General features: G+C 64.3%; 17 protein-coding genes. 5 read left to right on the top strand and 12 right to left on the bottom strand.

The window, feature by feature from the left end; genetic code table 11:
- Nucleotides 1–76: 76 nt before the first annotated feature.
- Nucleotides 77–838 carry a hypothetical protein gene (locus tag C6W88_RS09535; protein WP_108132297.1) on the top strand — a complete coding sequence of 254 codons (762 nt, stop codon included), beginning with the start codon at nucleotides 77–79 and terminating at the stop codon, nucleotides 836–838.
- A gap of 216 nt (nucleotides 839–1,054) precedes the next feature.
- Here the strand turns inward: C6W88_RS09535 and C6W88_RS09530 are convergent, their stop codons facing one another.
- Both C6W88_RS09530 and C6W88_RS09525 read right to left on the bottom strand, forming a co-directional pair.
- On the bottom strand, nucleotides 1,055–1,771 hold the full coding sequence (locus tag C6W88_RS09530) for a DUF1989 domain-containing protein (protein ID WP_197037100.1): 717 nt from the start codon (nucleotides 1,769–1,771) through the stop codon (nucleotides 1,055–1,057).
- Between the two features lie 235 nt (nucleotides 1,772–2,006).
- Nucleotides 2,007–2,717, bottom strand: coding sequence for an FMN-dependent NADH-azoreductase (locus C6W88_RS09525; protein ID WP_108132296.1), 711 nt, complete (start codon nucleotides 2,715–2,717; stop codon nucleotides 2,007–2,009).
- Between the two features lie 132 nt (nucleotides 2,718–2,849).
- Between C6W88_RS09525 and C6W88_RS09520 the strand changes: the two genes are divergently transcribed.
- The 3 genes from C6W88_RS09520 to C6W88_RS09505 all read left to right on the top strand — a co-directional run bounded on the left by C6W88_RS09520 (nucleotide 2,850) and on the right by C6W88_RS09505 (nucleotide 4,845).
- Nucleotides 2,850–3,764 (top strand): LysR substrate-binding domain-containing protein, encoded by a 915-nt coding sequence (locus tag C6W88_RS09520; RefSeq protein WP_181248594.1) that lies wholly within the window; start codon nucleotides 2,850–2,852, stop codon nucleotides 3,762–3,764.
- A gap of 231 nt (nucleotides 3,765–3,995) precedes the next feature.
- A complete protein-coding gene (locus tag C6W88_RS09515; protein WP_108132294.1) occupies nucleotides 3,996–4,631 on the top strand; it encodes a transglycosylase SLT domain-containing protein in 636 nt (211 codons plus the stop codon).
- Between the two features lie 88 nt (nucleotides 4,632–4,719).
- On the top strand, nucleotides 4,720–4,845 hold the full coding sequence (locus tag C6W88_RS09505; protein ID WP_308812414.1) for a hypothetical protein: 126 nt from the start codon (nucleotides 4,720–4,722) through the stop codon (nucleotides 4,843–4,845).
- 204 nt (nucleotides 4,846–5,049) lie between these two features.
- Here C6W88_RS09505 and C6W88_RS09495 read toward each other — a convergent pair whose 3' ends face one another.
- From C6W88_RS09495 to rho, 7 genes are all read right to left on the bottom strand, one after another.
- A complete protein-coding gene (locus tag C6W88_RS09495; RefSeq protein WP_108132293.1) occupies nucleotides 5,050–6,129 on the bottom strand; it encodes a 3-deoxy-7-phosphoheptulonate synthase in 1,080 nt (359 codons plus the stop codon).
- Between the two features lie 316 nt (nucleotides 6,130–6,445).
- Nucleotides 6,446–6,613: a hypothetical protein gene (locus tag C6W88_RS21500; protein ID WP_156088602.1), complete on the bottom strand. Its 168-nt coding sequence runs from the start codon at nucleotides 6,611–6,613 to the stop codon at nucleotides 6,446–6,448.
- A 113-nt stretch (nucleotides 6,614–6,726) separates the two neighbouring features.
- Nucleotides 6,727–6,882 carry a hypothetical protein gene (locus C6W88_RS21645; RefSeq protein WP_181248593.1) on the bottom strand — a complete coding sequence of 52 codons (156 nt, stop codon included), beginning with the start codon at nucleotides 6,880–6,882 and terminating at the stop codon, nucleotides 6,727–6,729.
- An 81-nt stretch (nucleotides 6,883–6,963) separates the two neighbouring features.
- On the bottom strand, nucleotides 6,964–7,677 hold the full coding sequence (gene folM / locus C6W88_RS09490; RefSeq protein ID WP_108132292.1) for a dihydromonapterin reductase: 714 nt from the start codon (nucleotides 7,675–7,677) through the stop codon (nucleotides 6,964–6,966).
- On the bottom strand, nucleotides 7,674–8,453 hold the full coding sequence (locus tag C6W88_RS09485) for an NAD(P)H-flavin reductase (protein ID WP_108132291.1): 780 nt from the start codon (nucleotides 8,451–8,453) through the stop codon (nucleotides 7,674–7,676). The genes folM and C6W88_RS09485 overlap by 4 nt, the downstream gene beginning before the upstream one ends.
- On the bottom strand, nucleotides 8,450–9,943 hold the full coding sequence (gene ubiD, locus C6W88_RS09480; RefSeq protein WP_045991170.1) for a 4-hydroxy-3-polyprenylbenzoate decarboxylase: 1,494 nt from the start codon (nucleotides 9,941–9,943) through the stop codon (nucleotides 8,450–8,452). Before ubiD ends, C6W88_RS09485 begins: the two co-directional genes overlap by 4 nt.
- Nucleotides 9,944–10,060: 117 nt before the next feature.
- Complete coding sequence (rho, locus tag C6W88_RS09475; protein WP_045991171.1) at nucleotides 10,061–11,320, bottom strand: transcription termination factor Rho; 1,260 nt, start codon at nucleotides 11,318–11,320, stop codon at nucleotides 10,061–10,063.
- A gap of 438 nt (nucleotides 11,321–11,758) precedes the next feature.
- Between rho and ppx the strand changes: the two genes are divergently transcribed.
- On the top strand, nucleotides 11,759–13,318 hold the full coding sequence (ppx, locus tag C6W88_RS09470; RefSeq protein WP_108132290.1) for an exopolyphosphatase: 1,560 nt from the start codon (nucleotides 11,759–11,761) through the stop codon (nucleotides 13,316–13,318).
- A 144-nt stretch (nucleotides 13,319–13,462) separates the two neighbouring features.
- On the opposite strand, the gene tilS is transcribed toward ppx, so the two are convergent.
- From tilS to dnaE, 3 genes are all read right to left on the bottom strand, one after another.
- Complete coding sequence (gene tilS, locus C6W88_RS09465; protein ID WP_108132289.1) at nucleotides 13,463–14,749, bottom strand: tRNA lysidine(34) synthetase TilS; 1,287 nt, start codon at nucleotides 14,747–14,749, stop codon at nucleotides 13,463–13,465.
- Nucleotides 14,750–14,938: 189 nt separating this feature from the next.
- The gene (locus C6W88_RS09460) at nucleotides 14,939–15,892 is read right to left on the bottom strand and encodes an acetyl-CoA carboxylase carboxyltransferase subunit alpha (RefSeq protein WP_045991173.1); all 954 of its coding nucleotides are present in this window, start codon (nucleotides 15,890–15,892) and stop codon (nucleotides 14,939–14,941) included.
- A 158-nt stretch (nucleotides 15,893–16,050) separates the two neighbouring features.
- Nucleotides 16,051–19,560, bottom strand: a complete 3,510-nt coding sequence (gene dnaE / locus C6W88_RS09455) for a DNA polymerase III subunit alpha (RefSeq protein ID WP_108132288.1) — start codon at nucleotides 19,558–19,560, stop codon at nucleotides 16,051–16,053.
- Nucleotides 19,561–19,593: the final 33 nt, after the last annotated feature.

Here is a 19,593-nt window from a genome sequence, read left to right as displayed (position 1 = left end):
GTAACAGTTGGTGAAAGAAAATGGCTTCGCTCGTCGACACAGTGCACCAACAATCGCTATCGACAGGACCAGAACCATGTGGAATCTGGGACACCGACATCAGCGCATACTTCTTATGCCCCAACGCGCCCCTTCAGCCGACGAAGATCCCGAGCCTCGTTGGTACTGGGTCCACTGTGTCGATCAACAGAGCCTCGACCGGGGCAGCGCCGCCAATGTCCAATCGCTTTCGTGCCTCGACCAGGCACTTCCCTGTTGTCTCGTCATACCGCCACAATCGGTCACCCTGGTAACGCTGGACGGCGCCCTGGCCGAGGAGGTCGACAGCAGGGAGTCACTGGATGAACTGGTTGAGCGGGAGCTTTGCGTAATACCGCACACTCTCGCGCTCCATGTGCTCTACCGTGATGACAGCGCCCTGGATGTCATGGTGGTGCAGCGTACGCTGCTGGCCCAGTGCAGCCGACGCCTGGGACGCCATCACCTCTCGCCCCGCTGGTGGGCCAGCGCCTTCCAGGGTCTGCCGCCGCCCGAACCCGACACCCTGGGCGTGCTGCCCTGGGGCGACGACTGGATGCTGAAGTGGCGCCACCCCGAGACCCCTGAACGGGAGCGCTGGCTGTGCTGGCCCAAGAGTCAGGACATGGAGGACCTGAGCGACCTTCTTCCGGAAGTGCTGCGCGAGTCGCCATGGAATTGTCCACTGGCCCCCCAGGCCGTCAACGGCCTCGACTGCCTGGACTTCTGTGCCCGCCACCTGCCCGAGGACCTGCCACTGGTGCCCTCGGACATCGGAGGTGAGGGTCAGCCAAGGGAGAAGAAGCCCGAGCCCGCGTAGAGGCAGCGTGATCGCTATCGCTAAACTTCGCTGCCGCTGGCCCGAAAAACGTGCATAGGCGTTTGAAGCGACGAGAGGGAGTGCTGAAGTCATATCGTGAGCGATGACGAGCCGGATGCCGCCGGAGCGCAAAGGCTGGAGTTTACCTCCGACGAAATGAGAACCTTTAGCGCCGGCGGCGGAGTTGCAGTGCATCGCCATCTATCCCGTGTTTCTTCAATCTCCGAGCATGACTCCTATACTTTCCGTTTGGCTACCAACTCCGTTGACCGCCGTAATATCCTGGGGACAGCATGACATGACTACGTAACAGGTCATCATTGCCTTGAACACGATCCTGTCGTCTCTTTTGGCCACGGGTGGCACAAATGTCAGTGAGCCATCACCATCAAGTGGAACATTCATCCACACATTGAATGGTGATGGAACATGCGAAACCTCCTTGCCGATGGCAAGCAATGCCATTCGAAGATTATCAACACAGTTGTCATGGTATTCGCTTACGCCAAGCTGTCTATAGCGATTGATATCGCAGGCGGCAATCAATGTGTCATGCACCCCAGGCGAAGTATCTTCCACTAGTTCCAGCATCTCGTTTCTTCTATTGGAAACCATACTGTCACCGACAACCGGCACCAAGCGCCCAAGATGGGTTCGAGTATGTTCCATGGATAGAAATTCGTCTGGATCACTCGTATTGAAAGCCCACATATCGCAGACCTGCAATCCACTTACGTTAATCAGCGTAAGCATCTTCCCTTTTTCCAGTACAACGGCAGCGCCACACCTCGCGGGAATGAAATAGACCTTTCCTGGCTGCAGAACACCATTGCGCGCAAGCGGTTGGCTCACTGACAACTGTTTTTCTTCCAGCGCACCGAAAGAAGCCGCCAGATCAGGCTCCCTATCTCTACTTATATAACCACCCATCATCCACCTCGCTCACTGATTTTTCCGACTTATCATGAAGAATACATTGTTGGAAATCAGACACTCCCTCTCACCACATCGGCCCTCTGACGGCGAGACGCGCAAATTTCTCATCCCGCGAGACTATTCTTATTTCAAGTTCTGCAATACAGACGTTTGCTGGACAGGGAATCACATCTGTTGCCGAGCATCTGGTACCCAGCAGGGGACGATCGTAGAAGCGGTCACGGAGGTGCGCTCACCCCGAGACTGGATCGGAAACAACGCGAGGAACGTCCAGACTGGCCGCCAGCCTGTCGACCAACGCCTCAACGCGTTGCTCCGCCTGAATCAGAGACTGCTGCAGCCGCTCGCCGGCAAACTCGTCATACTCCACGGCGATGCTGTGCAACTCCTCTATGCCGAGATAGGCGAAAACGGTACGCAAGTGTGGTTCGACGTGGTTGGTGTGCTCCATTCGCTCACCAGGCTCGTAGCCATAGTCACCCCGTGCACCAAGCACCACCAAGCGCTTGCCCATGGCGCTCAGCATCGGCCAGTAGGGCAAGCCTGGGCGGGAGCGATCAAAGCCGAAAGTCCGCCCGACTCGCACAATATTGTCGATATAAGCCTTGAATCCGGCCGGAACGCCGAAGTTGTACATCGGGACGCCAGCGATGATCAGATCCGCCTCGAGCAGTTCGTCGACCAGGGAATCACTCTCCGCGAGAACCTCGTGCATCCAACTATCCCGCGCTTCCGGCTTGGTGAAGGCGGCATGAATCCAATCACCGCTGACAGGGCGAGGCGGCTGCTGGCCGACATCGCGATAGACGACCCTGTCGTCAGGACGTGCCCGTTGCCACTGTGTGACGAAGTGGGCGCTGAGGCGTCTCGAATGCGATCCGTGGGGTTGACTACCGGAAAGTCCGGAGCGTGCGCTGGCATCAAGGTGCAACAGTGTGGCCATGAAGATTCTCCTTTGGGATTAGTACCGCTCATGCTTGGTGGAGCACGAACGACAGAATCTTCCAATCGATTCGGGCCGACAAACGATCTATTCTTTGCAGATGCACAAAAATTTTTTACCCATAGGGATGTGATGCAACGACGCCGACTACCACTATCGCAGTTGCGTGCTTTTGAGGCGGCAGCACGTCACCGTAGTTTCAAGGGGGCGGCTGAAGAGCTGGCGGTAACGCCCGCCGCGATCAGCCACCAGGTACGTGAACTGGAAAGCTGGCTCGGCGTAGCGCTATTCGAGCGTCGCACCCGCCAGGTGATCCCGACCGACGCGGCAACGGAGCTTTCTCCCGTGCTACGCCAGGGCTTTGACGCCTTCGCCGAGGCATTGGAAAGTCTGCTCAAGCGAACGACACCCGCCAGCGTCACCCTCTCCTGCACTCCGGCCTTCGCCAGCCAGTGGCTGCTTCCTCGACTGACCGACTTTCATTCGACGAATCCCGATATCGCCTTGAATATCCATGCCAGCGAGAGCGTGCTTGATCTAACGCATGGAACCCGCCTGGCGATTCGTTACGGTATGGGCCCCTATCCGGACCATGAGGTGGTGACCCTGGCGACCGATCGCATTGCCCTGGTCGCCAGCCCGCAACTCCAGCTGGCTGGCGTCGACGACCTCAGGGGTGTTCGTCATATCGATTTCGACTGGTACTGTCCGAACCTTGGCCTGCCCGGCTGGGCTCAGTGGTGTCAGGCGTTGGGGTCTACCCCTGCCGTGCTGGGGCCTCGACTCGCCTTCTCCGAAGAAAGTCACGCGATCCAGGCCGCTATCTCCGGTCAGGGCGTGGCCCTGCTGGGCTTGACCCTGGTGCAGGATGAGATCGCTCGTGGTGTGCTGGAGGTGCCATTCGGCCCGTTTCTACCGGGACTGCACTACCACCTGATCAGGAGCCAAACAATGTCCGACAATGCCATCCTCGACAAGGTGGTGGTTTGGCTTCAACAGGCGTTTTCAGCGGCAACCGCTACCATAGGCGAACAACAGGCACCTTGATGCAACCCGTTTGCCTTCCCGCAAGAAATGACCGTCCTGGCCTTGAGCGTGGCGCTGGATGATCGAACTCAGACGTCATCGGACATCGAAGGCGTTCGCCCCATCGCCCCCTCTCCGATGACCCGAAGCAGCCGGTGGGACATGTGAGGATGACCCGACACTGCACGGGAGGGCATACTGGGGGCGATATCACTAAAACGGGAAAATGTTGTGAAACGGGCCATGCCAGGGATGCGGTCTGCTCTACTCACTACGGTGCTTGCCGCGGCGCTTGTTACTCTCAGCGGCTGCGCCGCCTTCGCCCCGGCGCCGCCGAGCCATCAGGACAATCTGTGCGAGATCTTTCGCCAGCAGCCTGACTGGTACGACGCCACCCAGGCCTCCTATGAAAAGTGGGGCACGCCCCCCTGGACCCAGATGGCCTTCATCAAGCGCGAGTCGTCGTTTCGCAGCCACGTCAGGCCGCCACGTACCAAACTACTGGGCTTCATTCCGTGGACGCGCCCGTCCTCGGCCTACGGCTATGCCCAGGCCCAGGATCCGGTATGGGGCGAATACGATGACGCCGCCGGCGGGCTGTTCGCCAGTCGCACCGACATGGACGACGCCACCGACTTCATCGGCTGGTACAACGCCCGCACGCGGCGCATGACGGGGGTGTCACTGTCCAACCCCGAGCACCTGTACCTGGCCTACCACGAAGGCCAGGGCGGCTATCAGCGCGGCAGCTATCGCGCCAAGCCGGCGGTGCAACGCGCGGCGCGGGAGGTGGCTAGCACAGCTTCCCGCTACCGCAGCCAACTGGCAGCCTGCGAGGCGGAATTCCGCTGCGACAGCTTCTATCAGGTATGGCCCTTCTGCCGCTGAGTCAGGTGGCCACCCACTATGCTTCCCGCTACCGCAGCCAACTGGCAGCCTGCGAGGCGGAATTCCGCTGCGACAGCTTCTATCAGGTATGGCCCTTCTGCCGCTGAGTCAGGTGGCCACCCACTATGCTTCCCGCTACCGCAGCCAACTGGCAGCCTGCGAGGCGGAATTCCGCTGCGACAGCTTCTATCAGGTATGGCCCTTCTGCCGCTGAGTCAGGTGGCCACCCACTATGCTTCCCGCTACCGCAGCCAACTGGCAGCCTGCGAGGCGGAATTCCGCTGCGACAGCTTCTATCAGGTATGGCCCTTCTGCCGCTGAGTCACGTCCCCCACCCGCGGCGCGAGCCAGTTACGCCGGACAAAAACGACCAGAGGCCCGAAAGGGCCTCTGGTCTGGTTCGTTCGCATCGTCGGGCTCAACCCTGCTGGGCAAGACGCTCGGCAGCCAGGCTCAACAGGTGTTCGGTGGTCTCCCAGCCGATGCAGGCGTCGGTGACCGAGACACCGTAGCGCAGCTTGCCGGGCTCCAGGGGTTGTTTGCCCTCGTTCAGATGGCTTTCGAGCATCACCCCGATCAGCGAGGTGTCACCGGCCAGGCGCTGGGCCAGCACCTCGAGCAGGACTTCGCTCTGACGACGATGGTCCTTGCGTGCGTTGGCGTGGCTGCAGTCCACCATCAGCCGCGGCGGCAGGCCGGTGCCGATCAGCGCCTTCCTGGCGGCGGCGACCGCATCGACCCCGTAGTTGGGCTCACCGTGGCCGCCCCGCAGCACCACATGGGTGTAGGGGTTGCCGGCAGTCTCGCGCATGACCGGCTGCCCCTGCTCGCCCACCGCGAAGTGCTGGTGGGGGTGGGCGGCCGAGCGCATGGCGTCCAGTGCCACCTGGACGTCGCCGCTGGTGGCGTTCTTGAAGCCGACCACCGCGCCGATGCCACTGGCCATCTCGCGATGCAGCTGGGATTCGGTGGTGCGTGCACCGATCGCGACCCAGGCCAGCAGGTCCTCAAGGTAGGGCGCGATCATCGGCTGCAGGATCTCGGTGGCCACCGGCAGGCCCAGCTCGACGATCTCGCGCATCAGCTGGCGTGACAGCTCGAGCCCACGCGCCATGTCGCCCTTGCCATCCAGGTCCGGGTCATAGGCCAGGCCCTTCCAGCCCACGGTGGTGCGGGGCTTCTCGACGTACACCCGCATCACCACCAGCACTCGATCACGGATGCTGTCGGCCAGGGAGGCCAGGCGCCGGGCGTATTCAAGCGCCGACCTGGGGTCATGGATCGAACAGGGCCCGACCACCGCCAGCAGGCGATCATCACGACCCTCGAGAATGTCACGGATCTGCTGACGCTGAGCGTCGACGCGATCGCTCAGGGTCGTCCCGAGTGGGCACTGGCGCTTGAGCGCCTGCGGGGTCGGCAGGGTCATCTGGGGGGCGGTCTCTTGCGTCGCGGCAGCGTTGAGGTCGGCGGTGGCAAGCGAAAGGCTGGCGGTCATGGTATCAGCTCCGTGTGGTCGTACATCGTTGGGTGCGTCGACCACCGAGGCGCTCACGGTCGGAGGTGGCCAGTTGGGCCGACCGCGCGTCGATAAATCGCCAGCTATCGCCATAGGCATAGCCATGGGAAATGGTGCTGGCGAAGAGTCGATATGCGGTCATGTCATTGCTCCGGTTGCCTGCCTTTCGCAGGTGAGTGCTACTGGGTGAAAACGTCTGGCCACACAAACAAGGAACCCCCGGACGGGCAGCCGTCCGGGGGTTCTGGGAGGCGGCCCTGGGGGGGGAGCGCCTCGCGAGTGCCAGATACTTGGATCAGGCCTCGCGCACCAGCGCCCCGGTATCAAACCAATACCAGGAAAAGCTGGGCCAATAAAAGGACACCGCGTCCGCATGCACACAATCCGAGCCCAAGACGGCACCGACGAGGGCGCTGTCGCTGCCATCGGGTCGGGGTCGGGTCGGGTTTGCGTGATCGGTCATCGGTGTCTCCTCGAATCTTGTTTCATCCTGCCCCGCGCCGGAGCAAATGGCAACCCCTGTGCACGGGCAGGAAAAGCGCCGTGCCGTCGACCATGGTCTGCTGACGCCCCTGGCTAGCCTGTCGCCAGCTGCACCCAGCCGATGGTCGCCGGCAGGCAGGTCATGCCGACCATCACCACCAGGCCGAGAAAGATCGTCAGGAATCCGCTTTCGTCATGAAAGCCGTCGTGAGAGCTGTCGCCATGCAGGTCGTCGTCGTGATGGGCCATGGGTCGCCTCCTTGTGATGTTGTTGTCAGGGTCATCCAGAGTCTAGGGGGATTCCTCGGGTCAGGCGAGTCCGCCGGCGATTCAGCGCAGGTGGCGGCCACCGTCCACGGCCAGGGTCGTCCCGGTCACATAGCGGTTGTCGAGCAGGTAGCGCAGGCTCTGGTAGATGACCCCGGGCCCCGGCACCATGTCCATCGCCGACTTGGCCCTGGCCTTGGCGGCATAGTCCTCGTCGTCGCCCTGATTGAGCATGATCAGCGCTGGCGCAATGGCGTTGACCTGGATCTCTGGGGCATAACGCGCGGCGAAGGACAGCGTCAGATTGTCGAGCCCGGCCTTGGTGGCGGCGTAGGCGGCGTGCTTGCGCGAGCCCTTCTGCACCACGTAGTCGGTCATGTGGACGATGTCCCGCTGGGGCTCGCTGCAGGCGTCGAGCAAGGCCTTGGCGTGGAGGTTAATCAGGTAAGGCGCCAGCATATGGATACGGAACAGCCGCTCGAAGGCGGCCCCGGCATCATCGCCATCGCTGTCCGGTGCCCAGTCGCTGGCGTTGTGGACGATGGCGCGAAGCGATCCGGTCTCGCTCTTGAGCCGCTCCAGGAAGTCGAGGATACCGTCTTCGCTGGAGAAGTCCGCCTGGAGGGTGACGATGCCGCGCTCGCGCATGGCCTCGAGCTCCGGGCGCTCGCGGCGATAGCTGATGATCACCGGCTGGCCGTCCTGTACCAGGCGCTCGGCGCAGTGACGCCCCAGACGCTGGGCGCCACCGGTAATCAGGATCGGCGACGCGCTCATGACTGCTTTTCCCCGACCAGGCTACCGACCACCGGCACCAGAGGGTCGCGTGGCGCGTAGGCGAAGACGTCCGAGAACACCCGTGACGGGTCCAGCCCCAGCGAGGCGAGCACGTCGACACAGGCATAGACCATGCCGGGCGAGCCCGACAGATAGACGTCGTGGCCCGACACATCGCCAAGCTCGGCGGCGAGTGCGGCGTCGATACGGCCATGATGGGCGTGCACCCGCTCGTCGGCGAAGCCTTGCTCGAAGCCTTCCTCGCAGACCGCGTGGAAGCTGACCTTATCGGACTCGGCGACCCACTGCCGGGCCAGGCTCTCGGCGTACAGATCACGGCGTTCCTTGGCCGCCCACCACAGGCTGATGGAGCGCTCGGGGTTGGCGTGGAGCGCCGCCTCGACGATCGCCTTCATCTGGGCGAAGCCGGTACCGGCGGCGATCAGCGTCAGCGGACGATCGCTTTCACCATCCAGCACGCAGTCGCCCCCCGGCAGACGCACGGTCAGGTGCTGGGCCTCGACCAGCATGGCCCTGAGCTGGGCCGAGTTGGAGCGTTCGGGCCAGTGCTGAATATGCAGCTCGAGTCGCCCATCGTCACGATGGCGGCTGGCGATGGAAAAGGGCACCCAGCAGTCATCGTCCAGGCACATTTCCAGGTACTGGCCCGGGGCATGGGCCATGGCCTCGGCGCGTCCTTCCAGAATCACGCGAAACACGTCAGGGGTGAGGTCCTCGACCTCGATGACCTGGCAGGTCAGGGTCCTTGCCGTCATGTCGACCTCTTGTTGCTGTCGGGGAGAGGAATGTCGAATTCGTCCCAGCGCTCGCTGACCCGGGACTTGATGCTGTCGTCCATGGCAATCGCCACGCCCCACTCCCTGTCCGTTTCACCCGGCCACTTGCTGGTGGCGTCCAGGCCCATCTTGGAGCCGAGCCCAGCCACCGGAGAGGCGAAATCGAGGTAGTCGATCGGGGTGTTCTCGACCATCACGGTGTCGCGGGCCGGGTCCATGCGGGTGGTGATGGCCCAGATCACGTCCTCCCACTGGCGAGCGTCGACGTCATCATCCAGCACGACCACGAACTTGGTGTACATGAACTGACGCAGGAAGCTCCATACCCCCATCATTACCCGCTTGGCGTGGCCCGGGTACTGCTTTTTCATGGTCACGACCGCCATGCGGTAGGAGCAGCCTTCCGGGGGCAGATAGAAGTCGACGATCTCAGGGAACTGGCGGCGCAGGATCGGCACGAACACCTCGTTCAAGGCGAGCCCGAGGATCGCAGGCTCGTCCGGTGGACGTCCGGTGTAGGTGGAGTGGTAGATGGCGTCCTTGCGCATGGTCATGCGCGTCACGGTGAACACCGGAAAGGTCTCCACCTCGTTGTAGTAGCCGGTATGGTCGCCGTAGGGACCTTCCGGCGCGGTATCATCGGGGTACAGGAAGCCCTCGAGGATGATCTCGGCAGACGCCGGCACCTGCAGGTCGGCGTGACCGCAGTTGACCAGTTCGGTGCGCGAGCCACGCAGCAGCCCGGCGAAGGCGTACTCGGACAGCGAGTCAGGCACCGGGGTCACCGCCCCCAGAATGGTCGCCGGGTCGGCGCCCAGCGCCACCGCTACGGGGAAGGGCTCGCCGGGGTGCGCCTGCTGGAATTCCTGGAAGTCCAGCGCGCCGCCACGATGGGACAGCCAGCGCATGATCAGGCGGTTCTTGCCGAGCTTCTGCTGGCGATAGATACCGAGATTCTGACGACTCTTGTGCGGGCCCTTGGTGATCACCAGCGGCCAGGTCACCAGGGGGGCGGCATCACCGGGCCAGCAGTGCTGGATCGGCAGTCGATCCAGGTCCACCTCATCGCCCTCGAAGACTCGCTGCTGGACCGGTGCCGAGCGCACGGTCTTGGGACCCATGCTCATGATCTGCTTGAAGATCGGCAGCTTTTCCCAGGCATCGCGAAAGCCCTTGGGAGGTTCCGGCTCCTTGAGAAAGGCCAGCAGCTCACCGACCTCGCGCAGCGCCTCCACCGAGTCCTGGCCCATGCCCATGGCGACGCGTTTGGGGGTGCCGAAAAGGTTGCCGAGCAGCGGCATTTCGCTGCCCTTGACGTTCTCGAACAACAACGCCGGGCCACCGGCGCGCAGGGTGCGATCGCAGATCTCGGTGATCTCGAGATAGGGGTCCACCTCGGCGGTCACCCGCTTGAGTTCGCCGGCGGCCTCGAGACCCGCGATAAAGTCACGCAAGTCACCATATTTCATGCGATTGCCTCGCTCCCCTGAACACAAAAGGGGCAGCATAGCATGCTGCCCCTCGTCTTGACCTCGGTCACCTGGACCTTGCGTCTGGCGACCGCCCAGGCGCGGCGTTGGCCAACGCTAGCGGCGCTTCATCGCCTCGAAGAATTCGAGGTTGGTCTTGGTGTCCTTGAGTCGGTCGATCAGGAACTCGGTGGCCGCGGTATCGTCCATCGGGTTGAGCAGCTTGCGCAGGATCCACATGCGCTGCATCTCCTCGTCGGAGGCGATCAGGTCCTCACGACGGGTGCCGCTGCGGCGGATGTTGAGCGCGGGATAGACGCGACGCTCGGCCAGACGGCGATCCAGGTGGGCTTCCATGTTACCGGTGCCCTTGAACTCCTCGAAGATCACCTCGTCCATCTTGGAGCCGGTGTCCACCAGGGCCGTGGCGATGATGGTCAGGCTGCCGCCTTCCTCGATGTTACGCGCGGCACCGAAGAAGCGCTTGGGCTTTTCCAGGGCGTGGGCGTCGACACCACCGGTCAGCACCTTGCCGGAGGACGGCACCACGGTGTTGTAGGCGCGCGCCAGACGGGTGATGGAATCGAGCAGGATGACCACGTCCTTCTTGTGCTCGACCAGACGCTTGGCCTTCTCGATCACCATCTCGGCCACCTGGACGTGACGCGCCGGCGGCTCGTCGAAGGTCGAGGCGACCACTTCGCCGCGCACGGTGCGCGACATCTCGGTGACCTCCTCGGGGCGCTCGTCGATCAGCAGCACGATCAACTGGCACTCGGGGTTGTTACGCGTGATCGAGGTGGCGATGTTCTGCAACATCAGCGTCTTGCCCGCCTTGGGCGGCGACACGATCAGGCCACGCTGGCCCTTGCCGATGGGTGCGGTCAGGTCGATGATGCGCGCGGTCAGATCCTCGGTGGAACCATTGCCGATCTCCATGCGCAGACGGTCCTGCGGAAACAGCGGCGTGAGGTTCTCGAACAGGATCTTGTGCTTGGCGTTCTCCGGCCGGTCCAGGTTGATCTGGCTGACCTTCAACAGCGCGAAGTAGCGCTCGCCTTCTTTCGGCGGGCGAATCTTGCCGGAGATGGTGTCGCCCTTGCGCAGGTTGAAGCGCCGGATCTGGGACGGCGACACATAGATATCGTCGGGGCCGGCCAGGTAGGAGCTGTCGGCGCTGCGCAGGAATCCGAAACCGTCCTGAAGGATCTCCAGCACGCCATCGCCGAAGATGTCTTCGCCGCTCTTGGCGTGCTTCTTCAGGATGGCAAAGATGATGTCCTGCTTGCGGGACCGGGCCAGGTTGTCGATACCCATCTCGCGGGCGATATCGAGAAGCTCCGGCACGGGCTTTTGCTTGAGTTCGGTCAGATTCATCAGAGTTCAGAAATTACTCGTGGAAGCCGGGCGGCAAGGCGCCGAGGGGCGAAAAGACACGCCGATTGAGTGCGTTCAGAGCCCGAGGCTGCTCGTGCGAGGCCAGGTAAAGATAATAGGGCCATTGACTGGATTCTCCGGAGGGGAGATCCACGCCAGCGTCTGGACGAGGGAGCAGGTTCATTCGCCGTTGCCAGCGTCTCGCGGGCTTGGGCCGGGGCCTTGGCCGGGAGCGGAGCTGACGTCGTGCGGGCTGTCTGACGACTTGGGATGGTCACGTCGCGGCGGCGGCGCGACCGGGAAAACACATTCGAAACAGGCGAATGACCCGATACTAGACAAGCCGGAAGGGGAACGCAAGCCCCGTGGCGGACCCGGATCATTGACATCCCCCGGGGCGAAACGCAACCTTGATCCATCTCCAGTGAAGGACCCGCCATGAATCAACCCTCGGATACGCTCAGCACCCTGCGCGAGTCGCCCCACGACGCCACCAAGGACCCCGCCCGCCTGGCCGCCATCGATCTGGGCTCCAACAGCTTTCACCTGCTGGTGGCCAACTATCAGGATGACCGGCTGCAGGTGGTGGCGCGGCTGGGCGAAAAGGTCCAGCTGGCGGCGGGCCTGGACGACGACGGCTACCTCAACGAGGACGCCATGACGCGGGCGCTGGACTGCCTGGCTCGCTTTGCGCCCTTTCTCGAGGGCATCCCCGCCTCGCGTATGCGGGTGGTGGGCACCAACGCCCTGCGCGATGCCCACAATAGCCAGGAGTTGATCGACCGCGCCGAGGCCATGCTCGGCACGCGCATCGAGATCATCGCCGGGCGCGAGGAGGCACGCCTGATCTACCTCGGCGCGGCCCACGCCCTGGCCGAGAACGGGCGCCGGCTGATCGTCGATATCGGCGGCGGTTCCACCGAGTTCATCATCGGCGAACAGTTCGAACCCAAGGCGCTGGAAAGCCTCTCCATGGGCTGCGTGACCTTTACCCGACGCTTCTTCGGCGACGGCGATATCAGCGAGAAGCGCATGCGCAACGCCGAACTCGCGGCGTTGTCGGAACTGGCTAATATCCGCAGACCCTACCAGCGTCTGGGCTGGGATGACCCGGTGGGCTCCAGCGGCACCATCAAGGCGGCGGCGGCGGTGATGCACGCGGCAGGCGACGCGCCGGAAGGAGTGATCACTCGCGACGGTCTGGCCAAGTTGAGAAAGCGCTTGATCAAGACCAAGCAGCTCGACAAGGTCTCCATGGACGGGCTCAAGGCCGATCGTGCCCGGGTCTTTCCCGCCGGTGTCGCGATTCTGTGCGCGATCTTCGAGGCCTTCGACCTCAGCGAAATGCGCTACGCCGACGGCGCCCTGCGTGAAGGGGTGCTCTACGACATGGCTGGCCGCAACAGTCCCGAGGACTCGCGTCTAAAGAGCCTGGAGACCCTGGCCCGCTACAACGCCGTCGACGTTCGCCAGGCCGACAATGTGGCCGCCTCGGCCAAGGCGCTGTTCGCCCAGGTCGCCGACGACTGGGGGCTCGATGAGGAACGTGGCCGCTATCTGGAGTGGGCCGCCTGGGTGCACGAGATCGGCCAGTCGATCTCGCACAGTCAGTTCCATCGCCACGGCGCCTATCTGCTCGAGCACTCGGATCTGGCCGGCTTCTCGCGCCCGGAACAGCGCCTGCTGGCCTTCCTGGTCCGCGCCCACCGACGCAAGTTCCCGAGCAAGGAATGGCAGCTGTTGCCGAAGGCCGAACAGCGTGACAGCCAGCGCCTGGCACGCCTGCTTCGACTGGCGGTGATCCTCAACCATTCGCGCCCGGAGCAGCCGCCGGCGACGCCGCGGCTCGAGGTGGACGGCGAGGTCCTGCATCTGCACTACCAGGGCGGCGACGAGCCAGGCCTCTTGTGCACCGACCTGGAGCGCGAGGCCGACTACCTGGCCAATACCGACTTCGCGCTCAAGCTGCACGCGAGCACGGCCCACGCCGAAGCCTGAGCCCTCTCACACGGTCCCTGGCCAGAGCCATTGCCCAGAAGTCACGGCCAGAGCCCTTGGCCAGAAGCCATGGCCAGAGCCCTTGGTCAAATGCCACGGCCAGAGCCCTTGGCCAAGCCATCAGCCGGCCCCAGGCGTTGCCCGTCAGGGCGACGCCGTCCAGCCCTCGGCCAGGGCGATCCAGCACCCCCTGCCGGCGTCCAGCGCAGCCACACAGACCTCGCCCTGCCACACCACCAGCACCTGGGCACGCCGCCAGGGCGGCACACCAGCTTCCTGCAGCAGCCGCTTCAGGTCGCGACTTCCTCGCCCGGCAAGCCTCAGCCTTTCGCCGCCCTGGCGCTGGCGCAGCCACAGTGGCAGCGGCGTTTCCTCCTCTGTCGTCGGCAGCTTCATCGACACCCCCGCGACCACCAGGGCGCTCCCTGGCGACCAGGGGCCTTCGGCAACCTCCAGCGGATCTCCGGCACCCTCCCCCATCAGCCACAACGCACCGCGCCAGAGCCGCGCCTCTGCCCCGGGCCAGCTCACCTTGACCTCGGCGTCACGCCGGGCATGGCATTGCTCAAGCAGATCGTCCAACCGTGGTCCCGGTGCCGGCGCAAGTCCCAGCCGACGCAGGCACAGCCCGATCATCCAGCGCTGACGGCGCCGTGACAGCGACAGCAGGCCCTCGAGTTCCAGCCTGGCGGGGTCGCCACCCAGCCGCGCCAGATCCTCAAGCGCGTATTCGTCCAGCAGTGCCGCCGCCTCGCCGGCATGCCGGGCGCTCGCCGCCAGGGCATCCGCGGCGTCGGGCCAGCGCTGCGTCAGCGCCGGCACCACCTCATGACGCAGATAGTTGCGATCGAACTCGCGACTGGCGTTGCTGGGGTCCTCGACCCAATCGAGCCCGCGACGCCGGGCTTCGGCTTCCAGTTCGCTTCGCCGGACCTCCAGCAAGGGGCGCTCGATCGAAAGGCCACGCTCCTCACGCCGCGCAGGCATGGCGGCAAGGCCCGCAACGCCTGCGCGCCTGAGTGCGGCCAGCAGCAGCGTCTCGGCCTGGTCATCACGGTGCTGGGCCAGCCACAGCACATCACCGGCGTCCAGGCATTCGACGAAGGCGTCGTAGCGCGCCTGGCGCGCCGCCGCCTCCAGGCCCTTGCCGGAGGTACGGTCCACCCTTGCCCGGACGACCTCGAGGGTTACCCCCAGCTGCGCGCATAGCCTGCGACAGTGGCGCTCGAAGTCATCCGCCGCCGCCTGCAGGCCATGGTGCACGTGGATCGCCCGCAATCGGCGCGACCGCTGCCCGCAGACCCTTGCCGCCAGCGCCAGCAGCACGCAGGAGTCGAGCCCGCCGGACAGCGCGATCCACAACGACCGCTCCGGCGGCACCCGGTCGAGGGCCCGCTCGATTCGCGCTTCAAGGGTGGGAGACGTCGGCATGTCGGCGATTCCTGAGGGTCAGGGTGGGCGGTGGCACCTACTATGCATACGGCCCCCATCGCAGGACGATGGGGGCCGCTGGGTCGACGCCAGACGCGGGGAACTTGCCCGCGCCACTTACGCCAATTGCGTCACTGACGCCGGGGCGCCGTGGCTCATCAGACGCTCATCGATGCAGAGCGTTCGGGCTCAGGCCGGGGCGCCGTAGCTCATCAGACGCTCGTAACGACGTTCGAGCAGTGCCGCGGTATCCATGGCGTCGAGGCGCTCGAGGCTTTCGCCGATGGCGTCGCGGACCCGGGTGGCGGTTTCATGGGGGAAGCGATGGGCGCCGCCCAGGGGTTCCTTGATCAGGGTGTCGACGAAGCCCAGCTCCTTGAGACGGCTGGCGGTGATCCCCATGGCCTGGGCGGCGTCGCTAGCCCGCTCGGCGCTCTTCCACAAGATCGAGGCACAGCCCTCCGGCGAGATCACCGAGTAGGTGGAGTATTCAAGCATCATCAGCTCGTCGCACACGCCGATGGCCAGGGCGCCGCCGGAGCCGCCTTCGCCCACCACGGTGGAAATGATCGGCGTCTCAAGCCGCGACATCACCGCCAGATTGTAGGCGATGGCCTCGCTCTGACCGCGCTCCTCGGCGTCGATGCCCGGGTAGGCACCAGGGGTGTCGATAAAGGTCAGCACCGGCATCTTGAAGCGCTCGGCCATCTCCATCAGACGGCAGGCCTTGCGATAGCCTTCCGGCCGCGGCATGCCGAAGTTGCGGCGCACCTTCTCCTTGACGTCGCGGCCCTTCTGGTGGCCGATGATCATCACCGGACGATCATTGAGTCGCGCCACACCACCGACGATGGCAGCGTCATCGGCGAACTCGCGATCACCGTGCAGTTCGTCGAAGTCAGTGAATACGTGCTCGAGGTAGTCCAGGGTGTAGGGACGCTGGGGATGGCGCGACAGCTGGGATACCTGCCACGGCGACAGGTCCTTGAAGATCGACTCGGTGAGCTTGCGGCTCTTTTCCTCGAGACGGGAGATTTCGTCCGCCAGGCTGACCTGGCTGTCGTTGCCGACCAGACGCAGTTCTTCGATCTTGGCCTGCAGTTCGGCGATGGGCTGTTCGAAATCGAGATAGTTGGGATTCATGGGCCAGCCTTGTGGTCATGGTCAGGCGGGCGCGACGCAGTCGTCGCAAGCCCACCCATGGCAAAGAAAAAGTGGTGTGCATTATCGCACCCTGACCGGGCCACGCAAGGCGCAGCGGGTCAAGATCGTCTTAGAGGCGCCCTCGCAACCCCGCGCCGCTAGCGATACTTGAGGCGGACGCCGTCCTGGCCCTCGACCTCACGCAGCGCGATCAGCAGGTCGTCGGATGGCAGCACCTTCCACTGCTCGTCGAGTTCGAGCCAGCCGGTGGCCTCCAGATTGCGGTAGCGCAGGCGCACCGGCAGGCCTTCCTGGTGACGATGCGGCTCGAGGCTCGTGCGCAGGCTGTCGATCAGTCGACCGTTGGCCTCACGACCATCCACCGACACTTCCACCGCCTGACCGAAGCGCGAGCGCGCCTGGACCATGGGGGTGACCTCCTTGCCGCGCAGGCGCAGGCCGCCGGAGTAGTCATCGCTGGACACCTCGCCTTCGATGATCAGCACCTCGGCGTTGTCGAGCTGCTCGCGCACGCTGTCGTAGAGCTCACCGAACAGCGACGCCTCGATGCGTCCGGTACGGTCGTCCAGGGTCACGAACGCCATGGTGTCGCCACGCTTGGACTTCATGGTGCGCTGGGCCACCACCAGGCCGGCGACCCGCTGGGGCTCGCGGGACGGTTTCAAGTCGGCGATGCGGGTCGAGACGAAACGCGAAAGCTCTTCCTCGTATTCATCGATGGGATGGCCGGTCAGATAGAGCCCCAGGGTGTCCTTCTCGCCGGCCAGGCGCTCGCGGTCGCTCCACTCCCGCACGCGCAGATAGTCGGCGTAGGGATCGCTGGCGCTGTCGTCCTCGTCCGGGGCGAAGGCCTCGCCAAACAGATCCATCATCCCGGCGCTCTGGTTCTTGTGGCTCTGGGCCGCGGCCTTCAGGGCGTCATCCAGCGAGGCGGCCAGCACGGCGCGGTTTGGCCCCAGGTTGTCCAGCGCCCCGGAGCGGATCAAGGCCTCCAGGGTACGCTTGTTCATGCGCTTGGGGTCGATCCGCCGACAGAAGTCGAACAGGTCGCTGAAGGGGCCGTCTGCGCTGCGCGCCTCGACGATGGCGCCGATGGGACCTTCGCCCACCCCACGGATCGCGCCCAGGCCGTAGACCACCCGCCCCTGTTCGTCGACGGTGAACTTGTAGCCACCGACATTGACGTCCGGCGGGGTCACCGTCAGCTTGAGGTGACGACACTCCTCGATCAGCGGCACCACCTTGTCGAGGTTGTCCATCTCGGTGGACATTACCGCCGCCATGAAGGGACCCGGATAGTGGGCCTTGAGCCAGGCGGTCTGGTAGGACACCAGGGCGTAGGCGGCGGAGTGCGACTTGTTGAAGCCGTAGCCGGCGAACTTCTCCACCAGGTCGAAGATGTTGCCCGCCAGGTCGGCATCGATGCCGTTGGCCGCGCAGCCCTCCATGAAGCCGGCGCGCTGCTTGGCCATCTCTTCCGGCTTCTTCTTGCCCATGGCACGACGCAACAGGTCGGCCTGGCCCAGCGAGTAGCCGGCCATCACCTGGGCGATCTGCATCACCTGCTCCTGGTACAGGATGATGCCGTAGGTGGGCTGCAGCACCGGCTTGAGCAGATCATGCTGGTAGTCCGGGTGCGGATAGGAGATCTCCGCCCGACCGTGCTTGCGGTTGATGAAGTCGTCGACCATGCCGGACTGAAGCGGACCGGGACGGAACAGCGCCACCAGGGCGATCATGTCCTCCAGCGAGTCCGGCAGCAGGCGCTTGATCAGCTCCTTCATGCCACGGGATTCGAGCTGGAACACGGCAGTGGTCTCGGCCTTCTTGAGCATCTCGAAGGTCTTGCCGTCATCCAGCGGAATGGTGTCGATATCGAGCGGTCCCTGGCCCTCCTTCGAGCGCACCTTGTCGACCATCTCCAAGGCCCAGTCGATGATGGTCAGGGTACGCAGGCCAAGAAAGTCGAACTTGACCAGGCCGGCGTCCTCGATATCGTTCTTGTCGAACTGCACCACCAGGCCGGAGCCGTCTTCATCGCACAACAGCGGAGAGAAGTCGGTCAGCTTGGTGGGGGCGATCACCACGCCACCGGCGTGCTTGCCGGTGCCTCGGGTCACGCCCTCGAGCTTGAGCGCCATGTCCCAGATTTCCTGGGCCTCCTCGTCGGCCTCGAGGAACTCCTTGAGCTGAGGCTCCTCCTCGATGGCCTTGGCCAGCGTCATGCCGACCTCGAAGGGGATCAGCTTGGACAGCTTGTCACCCAGCGAATAGGGCTTGCCCTGGGCCCGGGCCACGTCGCGAACCACCGCCTTGGCGGCCATGGTGCCGAAGGTGACGATCTGGGACACCGCGTTGCGGCCATAGCGCTCGGCCACGTAGTCGATGACCCGGTCGCGCTTCTCCATGCAGAAGTCGACGTCGAAGTCGGGCATGGAGACACGTTCCGGGTTGAGGAAGCGCTCGAACAGCAGGTCGTACTGGATCGGGTCGAGGTCGGTGATCTTCTGGGCGTAGGCCACCAGCGAGCCGGCACCGGACCCCCGCCCCGGCCCCACCGGCACGTCGTTGTCCTTGGCCCACTGGATAAAGTCCATCACGATCAGGAAGTAGCCAGGGAACCCCATCTGCAGAATGATGTTCAGCTCGAAGTCCAGGCGCTCGCGGTAGCGTTGCTCGAGGGCCGCCCATTCGTCACTGTCGCGGGGGTGATGCGCCACCGGATAGAGCGCCTCGAGGCGCTCGGTCAGACCGTCGTGGGAGATCTTGCGGAAGAACTCGTCCTGGGTCATGCCCTCGGGGATGCCGTACTCCGGCAGGAAGATCTCGCCCAGACGCACGTCGACGTTGCAGCGCGCGGCGATCATCACGCTGTTTTCCAGCGCCTCGGGGATATCGGCGAACAGCTCGGCCATCTCCTGGGGCGACTTCAGGTACTGCTCTTCGGTGTAACGGCGCTCACGTCGGGGATCGTCGAGCGCCTTGCCCTCACCGATGGAGACCCGGGTCTCGTGGGCCCAGAAGTCCTCACGCTTCAAAAAGCGCACGTCGTTGGTGGCCACCACCGGCACCCCGGTGTCCAGCGCCAACGCCACCGAGGCGTGTACGCAGTCTTCTTCCAGCGGGCGGCCGGTACGGGTCAGCTCCAGATAGAAACGTCCCGGGAAGGCCTGGCACCAGTCGTCCAGCAGGCGCCTGGCATCGGCGTGAAGATCGCTGAGCAGGTGGCGACCGACATCGCCATCGCGACCACCAGACAGCGCAATCAGCCCCTCGTTCTGCTCGAGCACCCAGGCCTTCTCCAGGTAGGCCCGCCCCTGGCGCTGGCCCTCGACCCAGCCACGCGAGATCAGCTCGGTCAGATTGCGGTAGCCGACGTCGTTCATCGCCAGCAGGGTCACCCGATAGGGGTGATCCAGGTCGTGGCCGTTGACCAGCCACAGATCTGCGCCGATGACCGGCTTCATGCCGGCGCCCTGGACACCGTTGTAGAACTTCACCAGGCCGAACAGGTTGGCCTCGTCGGTCAGCGCCAGCGCCGGCGCCCCGTGCTCGATGCCCGCCTTGACGTACGGCTTGAGGCGCACCAGGCCATCGACGAGGGAGAACTCGCTGTGGACGCGAAGATGAACGAAGGGAGCGGACATGAGAAAGCCTTACCTCGACCCGCCGTGGCGGGT

The organism is Halomonas litopenaei (assembly GCF_003045775.1).
In the GTDB taxonomy this organism is placed as follows: Bacteria; Pseudomonadota; Gammaproteobacteria; order Pseudomonadales; family Halomonadaceae; genus Halomonas; species Halomonas litopenaei.
This window is presented reverse-complemented; position numbering and strand designations above follow the sequence as displayed.